Annotated in this window: 9 protein-coding genes; 6 read left to right on the forward strand and 3 right to left on the reverse strand. The window is 44.8% G+C overall.

What is annotated here, in order from left to right; translation table 11 throughout:
• The first annotated feature begins 144 nt into the window (after nt 1-144).
• Entirely contained in the window at nt 145-1,851 is a 1,707-nt protein-coding gene (locus NSQ29_RS29170; RefSeq protein ID WP_339243816.1) for a glutamine--tRNA ligase/YqeY domain fusion protein, read from the forward strand.
• An 80-nt stretch (nt 1,852-1,931) separates the two neighbouring features.
• Here the strand turns inward: NSQ29_RS29170 and NSQ29_RS29175 are convergent, their stop codons facing one another.
• A complete protein-coding gene (locus NSQ29_RS29175) occupies nt 1,932-3,164 on the reverse strand; it encodes an MFS transporter (RefSeq protein WP_405175197.1) in 1,233 nt (410 codons plus the stop codon).
• Between the two features lie 368 nt (nt 3,165-3,532).
• Between NSQ29_RS29175 and NSQ29_RS29180 the strand changes: the two genes are divergently transcribed.
• The 4 genes from NSQ29_RS29180 (at nt 3,533) to NSQ29_RS29195 (ending at nt 10,598) form a co-directional block, all read left to right on the forward strand.
• Entirely contained in the window at nt 3,533-5,389 is a 1,857-nt protein-coding gene (locus tag NSQ29_RS29180) for an ABC transporter ATP-binding protein (RefSeq protein WP_341126642.1), read from the forward strand.
• Entirely contained in the window at nt 5,319-5,996 is a 678-nt protein-coding gene (locus tag NSQ29_RS29185) for a response regulator transcription factor (RefSeq protein ID WP_076285637.1), read from the forward strand. Before NSQ29_RS29180 ends, NSQ29_RS29185 begins: the two co-directional genes overlap by 71 nt.
• On the forward strand, nt 5,993-7,045 hold the full coding sequence (locus NSQ29_RS29190; protein WP_341126643.1) for a sensor histidine kinase: 1,053 nt from the start codon (nt 5,993-5,995) through the stop codon (nt 7,043-7,045). The genes NSQ29_RS29185 and NSQ29_RS29190 overlap by 4 nt, the downstream gene beginning before the upstream one ends.
• 130 nt (nt 7,046-7,175) lie before the next feature.
• Complete coding sequence (locus NSQ29_RS29195; RefSeq protein WP_341126644.1) at nt 7,176-10,598, forward strand: S-layer homology domain-containing protein; 3,423 nt, start codon at nt 7,176-7,178, stop codon at nt 10,596-10,598.
• A gap of 91 nt (nt 10,599-10,689) precedes the next feature.
• On the opposite strand, the gene moaA is transcribed toward NSQ29_RS29195, so the two are convergent.
• Entirely contained in the window at nt 10,690-11,691 is a 1,002-nt protein-coding gene (gene moaA, locus NSQ29_RS29200) for a GTP 3',8-cyclase MoaA (RefSeq protein ID WP_341126833.1), read from the reverse strand.
• A gap of 413 nt (nt 11,692-12,104) precedes the next feature.
• On the opposite strand from moaA, the gene NSQ29_RS29205 reads away from it, so the two are divergent.
• Nucleotides 12,105-12,797 carry a TorD/DmsD family molecular chaperone gene (locus tag NSQ29_RS29205; protein ID WP_042192508.1) on the forward strand — a complete coding sequence of 231 codons (693 nt, stop codon included), beginning with the start codon at nt 12,105-12,107 and terminating at the stop codon, nt 12,795-12,797.
• A gap of 383 nt (nt 12,798-13,180) precedes the next feature.
• On the opposite strand, the gene NSQ29_RS29210 is transcribed toward NSQ29_RS29205, so the two are convergent.
• Nucleotides 13,181-13,330: a hypothetical protein gene (locus tag NSQ29_RS29210; protein ID WP_341126645.1), complete on the reverse strand. Its 150-nt coding sequence runs from the start codon at nt 13,328-13,330 to the stop codon at nt 13,181-13,183.
• Nucleotides 13,331-13,343: the final 13 nt, after the last annotated feature.

A 13,343-nucleotide genomic window follows, 5' to 3' on the forward strand; every position in this document is an offset into this window, starting at 1 on the left:
AAGTCAAAAGGTCTAAAGACACTAAAAAATGATCCGTGCCTTGTGCCCCCTTTTATTGAACAATCTACGGTTAACGGGTATATTAGTAGGAAACATGTTTATACAAGAAGTAGTGTAACACTACAGAATGAAAGGTTGATAGCTGTGGAGAACCGTAGCACCCCCTCCAATTTTATTAAGAATGTTATTACCGAAGACCTCCGTACCGGTAAAGTAAAGGAAGTTATCACACGCTTTCCGCCGGAGCCGAACGGTTATTTACATATCGGACATGCCAAGGCGATCTGGATTAACTTTACACTGGCGGACGAGTTCGGTGGCAAGACTAACCTAAGATTTGACGACACGAATCCGGCTAAAGAGGATACGGAATATGTAAACTCGATTCAGGAAGATGTAAAGTGGCTCGGTTATGAATGGGAAGAGCTGCGTTTTGCATCTGATTATTTTGAGGAAATGTACAAACGTGCCGAATTATTAATTACAAAGGGCAAAGCCTATGTCGATGACCTCAGTGCGGATGAAATTCGTCAATTGCGTGGAACGCTGACGGAACCAGGAAAGAACAGTCCGCATCGTGATCGTAGTATCGAAGAGAATTTGGATCTGTTCCGGCGTATGCGTGCAGGCGAATTCAAGGACGGTGAGAAGGTTCTTCGCGCCAAAATTGACATGGCGTCACCGAACATTAACCTGCGTGATCCTGTAATTTATCGGATTACACATGCACATCACCATAACACAGGCGATAAATGGTGTATCTACCCAATGTATACCTTCGCTCATCCGTTAGAAGATGCTATTGAGGGGATTACTCACTCCCTTTGCTCGCTCGAATTTGAAGATCAACGTCCATTCTACGATTGGGTTGTAGCTGAATGTGAGATGCCAGCTGTCCCTCATCAATATGAATTTGGGCGTCTGAATCTGGCTCAAACGATGACTAGTAAGCGTAAGCTGAAGCTGCTTGTAGACGAAGGACATGTGGATGGTTGGGATGATCCACGGATGCCTACGATTTCTGGTCTACGCCGTAGAGGATATACGCCGGAAGCGATTCGTAAATTCGTGTATGAAGCGGGTATCTCTAAGAGTCAGGGTCTGGTGGACCTGCAAATGCTGGAGCACTTTATCCGTGAGGATCTTAAGCTAACTGTACCGCGTACTATGGCTGTGTTACGACCGCTTAAGGTTGTTATCACCAATTATCCTGAAGGTCAAACAGAATGGCTTGAAGCGGAGAATAATACAGAGAATGAGGAAATGGGCGTACGTCAAATTCCATTCTCGCGTGAAATTTATGTTGAGCGTGATGACTTTATGGAGAATCCGCCGAACAAATATTTCAGGTTGTTCCCTGGTAATGAAGTACGTCTGAAGCATGCTTATTTCATCAAATGTAATGAGGTTATTAAGGATGAGAATGGCGAGGTAGTGGAGCTGCATTGTACGTATGATCCAGAAACGAAGAGTGGAAGTGGATTTACAGGCCGCAAGGTAAAAGGTACGTTGCACTGGGTTGAAGCTAGCCAAGCGGTTCCTGCGGAATTCCGTCTATACGAGCCTCTGATTTCTGCTGAAGATGCGGATGAGGCTGTGGAGGTTGAAGGTTTGGATTCCTCGGTAGAGAAATCGGAGCCTAGCTTCTTAGATCAGCTTAATCCTAAGTCCATAGAAATCCTGCAAGGATTTGTTGAACCTGCGCTTAAGGATAGCGTGGCTCAGGATAAATTCCAGTTCTTCCGTCATGGCTATTTTAATGTGGATAGCAAATATTCGGCGCCTGGACATCTCGTATTCAATCTTATCGTTTCACTGAAGAGTTCATTTCAGCCTCCTAAACAAGGCTAAACAGATAAATTAATCAAGGTAACAGCAAAAAGCAGGCTCAAACGTCCCGAATAGGTACGTTTGAGCCTGCTTTTTGTTGATTATAATGCTTCGATGTCGAAGATCTCTTCATCTTCCTCTGAAGGGGGGCGATACCCTCCACGGCTAACAAAGAGCCACATGAAACCAAAGCCAAGCGTTCCAATAAGCGTCAAGAATACACCCGTCTGATACATGCTTTGTGCACCCAGATACTGATACATCCAACCTCCGAGAATACCTCCAATGAAACCGGATATCCCACTCCAGCTTAGGGTGTAGAGCGCTTGTCCGGAAGAGCGATAAGGCCGTGGAATCAGAAGCATCGTCAATTGGGTACCTACATAGAAAAAGCCGCCGAACGTTATGCAGTGTAAAATTTGAATGAACACCACTTGAAGGGCAGTAGTCGCATCAGCCATAAACCACCAACGCAGAACGAACAAACCACTGACCAATGCAAGCCAGCCGAGCAGAACAGAAATTTTACGTTTCAGGAACCGGTCACAGAGAACGAATACGCCTACCTCCAAAATGGAGGAGAGGAATACGGCAAGACCAATCATTTTTTTAGAGCCGCCCAGATCCGTAATATACAAGGATATAAATGTGGTGTTCATAGTGTTTGGAATGGATACCAGAATACCAAACAATAAAAAACACAAGAAAAAAGGATTGAAAATCAACTTACTTAAGCCCTTATACGGCATCGGAGCTCTCATAATGGTATGGTTAATTTTAGGTAATACAAGAACGGATAGGATTGATGCACCTAGTAACGCTGTAAGCAGATAGGTCAAGATGGATACATCAGCCCAATCCAGGATAAAGCCGGCGACAATCGCAATCACTGCCCACCCTATTGAACCCCAAAGCCGGAAAGAACGGAAGCGCTGATTAGTTCCGTCAATATAGCTGAGAATCATCGTGTTGCTTTGAGCAAATAGTGGTCCTTGGAAGAAATAGAACAAAATAATGGCGTTGTAGATCGTTTCATATGTATTTGCTCGAAACATAAACTGTGAGAACACTAGCGTTCCGAATAACATTAGCAAAACGATACGCCGTATATTCTGAGAACGGTCTGTTAAGAACGCCCAAAATGGATTTGCAAATATGGATACTAGCGCTCCCATAGAGAATAAGACACCAATCTCTAATTTGTTCATCCCTACATCCAGCAGGTATAGTTGAAAGAAGCTGGTGAAGAGGACCATGGTTCCATATACAAAAAAATTGAACCATTTTAAAGACGTGATAGAAGATGGAATAACGCCTTTTCGCAAATGGTTCACTCCTTTCTCACTAAATATCTTGCATGGAGTAGAGTGGCCAATAGTAGGCCCTTCTATCACTGTAACACGTGTTGAAAAGGGATACAAACACCCTTTTTTACTTTTTTACATTATTTTGGGTTTTATTTATGTTTGAGACGATAAGCGACAAAAAATGCGTGAACGCGTGCGTAGAAGGTACAAACGCTAAGTGTAACGGGCGTTATTTTGGCCTATGACTATTCCCGCAGGATGGGAAATGACAAGGCAGTATTGTCTGATCGGCGCGTTTAACTTCAGTTTACAATCTGCAGATAGGATGGGTGTAAGGCGAGAAAGATATTACTAGCTTTTCTCGTAGAGCTATTTAGAAAAGGGGAGTCATTGTCATGAAGAAATCCGAATCCAAGCGAAAGATGGCGCTGAAGCCGTTCTTATCGCTACTAAGAGAAACCAAGCCTTCATACGGCTTATTGGCTATAGCCATTGCGTTAAGCATGATATCGACATTGGTTAGTCTAGTCATCCCGATGTTCACTAAGAACTTAGTGGATGGCTTCTCCCTGGCCTCCGTGAGCAAGCTGCAGATTGCGGGTATAGCAGCTGCGTTTATTGCGCAGACCATTGCGGGAGGGATCTCTATCTATCTGCTCAATTATGCAGGTCAGAAGATGGTTGCAGGTCTGCGGGACCGACTGTGGCGTAAATTTCTAGTTCTGCCTGTGGCTTATTATAATGACAACAGAACGGGAGAAAGTGTCAGCCGCATGACGAATGATACAGGGATCATCAAAACGCTGATTTCTGAACATCTAGCCAGCTTATTTACCGGAGTGATCTCCATTGTAGGTTCGATCTCAGTTCTGCTATTTTTAAATTGGAAAATGACACTTGTTCTATTCACTGTTCTTCCACTTTCGGCGCTGATACTAGTACCACTTGGGCGGCAGATGTACAAAATTTCCAAGGGAATGCAAGACGAGACAGCTTCTTTTACTGCTACACTTAGTGGTGTTTTATCTGAGATCCGTCTGGTCAAATCCTCAGGCGCAGAGAAAAAAGAGTACGAGGCAGGCAAGACTGGAATTATGAACCTGCTTTCCTTTGGTATTCGTGAAGGCAAGATTAGCGCGATGATCAGTCCACTCGTCTCCTTTGTTTTTATGATGCTGCTTGTGGTCATTATCGGTTATGGTGGGATGCAGGTATCTTCCGGTGTCTTGACGGCTGGAGAACTGGTCGCCTTTATTCTTTATCTTATTCAGATTATTATGCCACTTACTCAACTGACTACGTTCTTCACACAGATTCAGAAAGCTAAGGGTGCCTCAGAGCGTATTATTGAGACCTTGGCAGCAGAAGAGGAAGTATATGAGGGACAGGAAGAGGCAAATGGCACAGAAGGTCCGATCTCAGTAGAGGGATTAAGCTTTGGATATAAAAATGGTGAGAAGGTATTGAATGATGTAAGCTTCCAGATGCTTCCTGGTCAGGTGACGGCTATTGTCGGACCGAGCGGGGGCGGCAAGACCACTTTGTTCTCGTTGCTAGAACGTTTTTACGAGCCTCAGTCAGGTCTGATAAAGCTGGGTGACAAGCCAGTGTCTACATTCTCATTGCGTTCGTGGCGGAAGCTTATAGGGTATGTCTCGCAGGAAAGTCCACTGTTGGCTGGTACGATTGCTGAGAATTTAACCTATGGATTGGATCGTGACGTTAGCAGGGAGGAGATGCACGCAGCTGCAGCAATGGCTTATGCAGATGGTTTTATTGATGCACTTCCTGAAGGATATAATACGGATGTCGGCGAAAGAGGCGTGAAGCTGTCTGGTGGACAGAGGCAACGGATTGCTATTGCTAGAGCACTGCTGCGGAACCCGAAGATTCTTATGCTTGATGAAGCCACTTCCAGTCTGGATAGCCAATCAGAAGCCGTGGTGCAGAAGGCACTGTCCAATCTGATGAAGGGTCGGACTACGATTGTAATTGCGCACCGTTTGGCTACTGTTGTAAATGCAGAGCAGATTATTTTTATGGAAAAAGGTCAAATTACCGGAAAGGGAAATCATGAGGAACTACTGGAAAACCATGAGCTGTATCGTGAATTTGCCACCCAGCAGCTACAGATGAATAACCCCGAGGTTCAGGACATTGAAGAGGAGGCTCCAGTGCTACATGACAAAAATACTAGTAGTGGACGACGATCCGCACATTCGCGAATTGGTAGAAGTATTTCTGAGAGCTGAAGGAATGGATGAGATCTATGGAGCTTCCGATGGACTGGAGGCTCTTCAGATTCTGGAAGGTAATAACATAGATTTAGCTATTATTGATGTGATGATGCCCAACATGGACGGCTGGGAGCTATGCCGGCGGATGCGCCAGAACTATGATTTCCCGATTTTAATGCTGACAGCCAAAGGGGAAACCTCACAAATTGTAAAAGGCTTTGAGCTGGGTAGTGATGATTATTTGGTCAAGCCGTTTGAGCCGGTTGTACTTATTGCGAGAGTAAAGGCGCTGCTTAAACGATATCAGATTTCTGCAGCGCAAAGTGTGACCGTAGGCCGATTGCGTATGAATCGCAAAACCTACGAGGTCTCTTCAGAGTATGGGGAAATTACCTTGCCGCTTAAGGAATTTGAGCTGTTGTTTAAGCTGGGCAGCTATCCGGGGCAAACATTGACAAGAGACAGGCTGATCGAAGAAATTTGGGGTTATGATTTTGAAGGGAATGAGCGGACACTCGATGTGCATATCAACCGTTTGCGTGAACGGTTCAATCAGGATAACTATGGATTCGTTATTCGTACGATCCGTGGTCTAGGGTATCGGTTGGAGGGGCATGCATGAACTTGTTTAAAGATATTGTGAAGCATGTTTTGATGTTTATTCTCTTTCTTGCTGCAGCTGCGCTTTGCTGGACTGCGGCTTATTTTCTAATGAACCAAGTGAATGCTGCATATGGCTGGCCTTCCTCGAAGTATGTTTTGCAATTGGTCACCTTTCTAGTTGGCTTTGTGATTCTACTGCTGGTCTTTTTCTTATTTTCTATTTTCTTTCGTGGCTGGGAACGTGTCTTTTATAAATCGGTTATTGAAGGAATTCGCCGTATTTCCAAGGGAGACTTTGATGTTGTACTTGAACAAAATAGGGAATACCGTGAATTCGGCGAAATTGTAGAGAGCATTAACGAAATGGCTAGTGAGCTGAGTCAGATGGAGACCATGCGCCAGGATTTTATCTCCAATGTATCACATGAAATTCAATCCCCACTAACCTCCATTCGGGGGTTTGCACTTGCGCTGCAGGACGAAACTTTAAGTATGGAGAGTAAGAGGCACTATATTGATATTATTGTGGCTGAGAGTACCCGCGTATCTGGGCTCAGTGATAATTTATTGAAGCTATCAGCGCTCGAATCGGGTAATTTTCCGTTTGAAAATCAGGTTTATCGTCTGGATAAACAGCTTAGAGATACAATTCTGGCTTCTGAGCCACAGTGGCTGGAGAAAAATATTGAGGTAGAGGCCGAACTGGAAGAAGTGAATGTAACTGCGGTAAAAGATTTAATGACCCAGGTCTGGACCAATCTTCTTCATAACAGCATTAAATTCACTCCCGAGAATGGATGCATTCATATCAAGCTTCGAACGGTAGATGAGCGGGTAGAGGTGGAGATTCAAGATAGTGGGATTGGTATCTCTGAAGAAGACTTACCTCGCATCTTTGATCGCTTCTATAAGGCAGACAAAGCTAGAACAGCGAGCGGGGGCGGTAGTGGCCTGGGCCTATCACTGGTTAAGAAGATCGTTGAGCTGCATAACGGTAAAGTAACCGTGGCCAGCCGACCGGGTGAAGGAACGGCTTTTGTAGTGAGCTTGCCTATGCCAAAGAAATAAATCGGCATTGTTTATGAAAATATGAATATTTACATAAACATGCAACAAAATCCGACATGTCTTTACAATTTTCTACTATTCTAAATATAGAATCTACGAAAATCCAAAAGACATCGGAGGATTAATCATTTTGAAGAAGAGCAAAATTCGCGTTTTTCTAACTAGTTCGCTTGCCGTATTATTGTTAGCACCCAACTTTTCATTACAGACAGTTTATGGTGCTTCAGGAGAATCAGCGCCTGATATCACGTCTACTGCTTCTGAACATTCTGGGAAATGGATGACAGGTGAATACCATGCACATACGTTTGAATCGAACGATGCTCAGGAGTCATTGAAAAGTGTGCTCGATGCTGCATTTGAACAAAATGGTTTTGACTGGATGGCATTGGCTGATCACCTTCGGGTATCTGACCGGGATGACGAAGGGGTGAATCTACCTGGCGGCTCCATTCCGATGTCTCAAGGTATTGTGGATTATCAGAATGAGAAAATTAAGAAGTTACAGGCAGAAGGCAAATATGCTGGAAAAATTATTTTTTCAGGCTTTGAGTGGGATATGCCTCAATACGATCATGCTGCAGTTGGGATTGTTACAGATCATCCAGGGTCCGCAGAAGCTTTGAAGGCTATTAATCAATTTGAATATTTATTTACTAATCGTGATGTAAGTATGTTCGATCCGGCAGATGTGGCTAAGTGGAGTGCGGCGGATACGAGAGCTTTTTCTACAAAAGAAGATACTCGCACAGCTATGAAATGGCTCAGTAGTCATTATCCAGATAGCTATGTACTGATCAATCACCCCTCCAGAAAAAATGGTACAAGCTCGGAGCTTAAAATAGAGGATATCCGTGACTTTAACAATATCAATCCGAATCTTGTCTTCGGCTTTGAAGGTATGCTGGGCAATCAGATGGCGAGTGATCGGGGAGAGACGCCTGAGACTTACGGAGGTACAGACGTCAAGGTTGCACAGCTTGGAGGAATGTGGGACGCACTGCTGGGCGAGGGCCGCAGATTTTGGAATTTTGCTAACTCTGATTTTCATTTCAAAACAAAAAATGATCAATTTTCCAGCGGTTACTGGCCTGGTGAATATTCCAAGAACTATACCTGGGTGGATGGCTCCGATATTAACGCTGTCGTAGATGGCATGCGGTCAGGGAAATCCTTCTCTGTTTTTGGGGATCTCATCAACGCATTAGAGTTTAACGTGTCTGGAGATGGACAAGAGGAAGAAATGGGTGGCGAACTGGACGTAAAACAAGGGGACGACCTAGAGCTTACGATCCGTTTCAAAAGTCCACAGCAAAATAATAATGGCGACGCTGTTAAGGTAGATCATGTAGATTTGATCTCCGGTGAAGTCCATGGCAAGGTTGATCCAGGTACACCTGATTACACCAAAGCGACTAACGATACAACAAAAGTGTTGAAACGCTTCACAAGCGAGGACTGGACTACAGATTCCGAAGGCTACAATGTTATTAAGTATAAGGTAGAGGCAGCGGACAAGGATCGTTATTTCCGGTTAAGAGGGACTAACCTTGGAACTGATGTTGCGGGAGAAACGGTTAACGGTGAACCGCAGATTGATCCAAAAAATAATACCGTCGATAACCTGACTCGTTTCGAAGAAATCAACGCCCGTAATTATAGTGATATGTGGTTTTATTCCAATCCGATTTTTGTGGATGTGGAGTCGTACAGCGATCAGCAAGCAGTTAACGATACTATGACTGCATTAGATCTAGGAGACACAAGCGCAGTAACTTCTGATCTAACGTTGCCTACCGAAGGCAAACACGGGACAAGTATTGTGTGGAAAAGCTCCAATCCGGTTCTAATGACGAACGAAGGTAAAATCATCTTCCAACCTAAGAAGGATACGAAGCTGACCTTAACAGCTACAATTAAGCGGGGATTAGCTACGGAAACGAAGACTTTTGAAGTAACGCTAAGCGGAGATGATAGTATCACCCCATTGGTGCTTCATAGCACATTAAAGACTGAGAACGGACAAGCTTATTTGAGTGGTGACTGGACGAATCAGAGTGTTTCGGTAAGCGTTTATGCTAGCGTATATATTCCTGGTGCGGATGTATCCATTCAATTAGCGACTGATGTAAACGGAAATTTCCTGCCCTATGAAAGTGGGAAAGTGGTTGAGATTTCGGAAGAAGGCCAACATCAACTGCAATTCAAGGCAACGGATTCTTTAGAAAATAAGACAACATTGCCGCTTGCTGTGAATATCGATCGTACAGCACCTGTGATTACCCTGAAGGGGGATAGCCGTCTTAGTCTGACCCAAGGGGATGACTTCAAGGACCCGGGCGCAGACGTTACTGACAAGGTTGGGATTGCAGGCTCTATCCTGGTGACAGGAACAGTGGATGTTCAGACTCCAGGAACCTATACACTGAAGTACAATGCGACAGATTTGGCTGGCAATGCAGCTACTGAGATTGTACGCACAGTAGTTGTAACTGCGGGCACTAGCAGTGGAGGGGGGGATAATAACGGAGGAGGCAACGGACCAGTTGCAACTCCATCTCCAACCGCGACGCCATCTCCTACAGAGCAGCCTTCTACAACTCCGCGTGTGGAATTGGAGGTAAAAGCACAGCAGGGAGGAACGGGCACACTTAAAGACGTGGGCAGCTTTACGATTCCGGCTGGAGCGTTGTCTGGTAACAGCGAAATTGCCTTTTCGGTTATTGCTGCTGATGAGACACCAGCAATGGGCGCTCTTCAGGCTGTGAGTGCAGCAGTAGAGCTTACTAGTGACAAGGCAGGCATGCTCAATAAGCCTGTGGAACTGTCCCTCAATTACGATGCGGCCAAGATTACATCGGGGCATAAAGCAGCTATCTACTATTACAACGAGCAGCTTAAAAAGTGGATTTATGTTGGTGGTCAGAGTCAAACGGGTGGAACTATAACTGCAAGCTTAAATCAGCTTGCCAAATATGCTGTGTTTAATTATCAGGCCCCATCGATTACCGATTTGAATACTCATTGGTCCACGGCGTTTACAGACCGTCTAATCGGTATGGGTGTCATGAAAGGGTACGAGGATCATACCTTCCGTCCGAATGAGGATGTTACTCGGACACAGTTCGCTTCTATGATTGTACGGGCGCTTGGTTTGCAATCAACAGGTAGCACAGTGAAATTCGCGGATCAAAGTGCAATTCCAGCTTGGGCTGCAGATGATGTAGCAGCGGCGGTAAATGCCGGAATCCTTCGTGGATATGATGTGAACGGCAAAATGTTCTTCGAGCCTTCAGAAAAGATTACCCGTGCCGAAATGTCAGTTATGCTCGCGAATGCTTTGAAGGCTAATGCCCATAAGCAAACGGATAAAGAGGGGGACTTTGCGGATCTTACCTCCATTCCACAATGGGCACAGGCATCTGTAAAAGCGGGTGTTGAAGCGGGGATTTTGGGTGGATTCGAGGATAACACATTCAGACCTGAGAACAATGCTACAAGAGCGGAGGCAGCAACGACGCTTTACAAGCTGCTCGAGGCTCTATATCTATAATAGTGGATGGTGAAGGCTATCCTTTAATCTCTAAATGAAACGCCGCTTTTCCCAGATGGCTTGGGGAAAGCGGCGTTTTTAATGAGACGGACTAGCCTCCAATTTGAGACATACGCCGAGCCGTCGGCGTGTGGCTTTGTGCTTTTTTCTCCAAGGCTAATGCCATTTCGTGGTTATGTGGCTTGTTACCCAGAGCTTTGCGGAATAAGGCCTGCACTGCTGCGGGATCGCTTATTAGGGGGCGGACATTGTACTCATCTTCCCAATACAGACAAGCTTTGATATGGCCATCTGCTGTTAGTCTTAGTCGATTGCAGTTATCGCAAAAGTGATCGCTTACGGGATGGATTAATCCGAACGTTCCTTGCGCTCCAATAACCCGCCGATTCTGGGAAGGGCCATTACCAGATGGCATCTCAGCTTCCTCGGTTTCCCAACCAGCTGCAGTACAAGCTTCTATTACAGTTTCCAGCGGCAGATAGGATTGGCGCCAAGAATCAGTAGCACTTCCGATGGGCATATATTCAATAAAACGTACATTTAGTGGACTGTTCAACGTAAGGGAGATGAAGTCTTTGATCTCGTCATCATTAATCCCTTTCATCAATACAACGTTAAGCTTGATCGGCTCCAGCCCGGCAGCTTGTGCTGCCTCGATCCCCTTTAGTACCTTGGAGACCTCACCGCCGCGTGTAATCATAGAGAAGCGATCTTGCCGTAAAGAGTCCAGACTGATATTCACCCGTGACAACCCGGCTTCTTTTAGCAGCGCTGCTTTAGCTGGAAGCATTAATCCGTTCGTAGTCAGTGAAATATCGTCGATCCCCGGAATGGCGGATATCATAGTTACTAGCTTCTCCAGGTCTTTGCGTACAAGAGGTTCTCCACCTGTTAGCCGTACCTTGCGTAATCCAAGTGGTGCTAGCGATTCCACAACTGCGGTGATTTCCTCATAGCTCAGAATCTCGTCCTGCTGCTGGAATTCCATCCCTTCCGCTGGCATACAATAAATGCAACGCAGGTTGCAGCGGTCGGTAACCGAAATGCGGATGTAGTCATGTAAACGTCCAAAAGGGTCCGTCAGCGGCTCCATAGTTGCTCCCTTCATTTGTTGGTGTTTTGAATGCTTCCCGTCTTAAGAGGAGGCGAAGGTGTTTATACTTGTTTAGAATTTTAAAGATCGCTCGCGGGTACGTCAATGAGCAAACTATTGAACGGGTTAAACTCCCCCTATTTGATTAAGGAGGGTTGTGATTTAATTGCATAATAATGGACAAACTAAATAGAATGACAAAGCCGAAATAGACTTGCGAAAATGTGACAAAAGTACGACAAATGAAGTGATTAGTCATAGAATGCTCACGGAAAGCGTTTTTAATATCCGATATAATCTAGGTGCGGATTACTTTTACGTTCACTTTTGCGAAAACAGAAAGGATACCGGAAATTGCACGTCGATCATGTGACGGTGTGTGACCGGGAAACCCAATGAGGAGGATTTGCAAAATGACTATGCAAACTGTTCCATCGCTCGCCGTGCCGGAGGCATTTAGCCATTGGTTGGAAAGTCGGGGATTAATATATCAGCTTTTAGTGGATTTTTTGGGTAGAAAACCATCACTCTCACTTGTGGCTCAGTGGAGCCGCAATCGCAAGATGAGTGTTGCTGCAGAGATGACGGAAGGCGGACGGGAACTGAAGCGCTATCTGAGTCAGGAACCGAATAAGCTACCCCATATATGTGAGAAAGAGACCCAAGAATATAAACGGCTTATGCACGAACAGACAGTAAGCTCTTTTAAATTACGTGAAGCTGCTATTCTTGGTCGTTCTGAAGATTTCTGCAACGTGCTTGCTGATGTGTATACTTCCGCAGGAATTGTATTTAACAAATGTAATGGTGAAGCTGATGATCATATTGCTATTGAGCTGGAATTTATGGCAGTAATGCATGAGCGGATGTTGTACAATAGCTTCTCAATTAGAAGTGCTATGGATCTACTTGATATTCAGGTAGCCTTTTTGGAAGATCATTTACTGCAATGGACTCCACAGTTCTGTGAGAAGTTAAATGCAGCAACGAATAGTACGTTGTATTTGGGACTTTCCCATATGCTCGCTGAGTTTCTACCCCTTGATCTGCAGATGCTGCGTTCCTGGAGAGCTTCGCTGGAGAGCAGTGCAACAGCAATGGTATAACAACACTATAATACAGTGCCCGGCCTATAAATTAGGTCGGGTTTTTCTTGCTGTGGAAGTGTAAATAGTGATTTAATTGAAGCTCTAAGTGGAGCGATGAAATGAAGATCTGAGTGAAGTCCCAAATGACGATCCAAGTGAAGCTCTAGAAGAATAATTAGGGAATTTCTCCCTAAAACTCTGAAATTATTGGTCATAAGACATGTAATTAGGGAAAACCTCCCTATAATTCACCTGATTTGGCGCTAAATCAGGTGAATTAGCTATTTTTTAGGGAGGGATTCCCTAATTTCGTACATTTAGAGTGATTATCGGAAATTTTTAGGGAGTTTTTCCATAATTAGTTTAGACCTACTGTCCACCGCACAACTACCCATCGCAAATCATGCACCGCCTATCGTCAATCCCCCGCCCGTCCAACCACTCATCTCCCACCTACAAAAGTCTACTGGGTTACTTTGCCCATTCCATAAAAAAGAAGCTGCCCCATAAGTAGTATTCACTACTTTGTAGACAGCTTCTTCATTTAGCATGTTTACTTGATAT

The sequence above is a fragment of the Paenibacillus sp. FSL F4-0236 genome, assembly GCF_038000135.1.
GTDB lineage: Bacteria > Bacillota > Bacilli > Paenibacillales > Paenibacillaceae > Paenibacillus_AQ.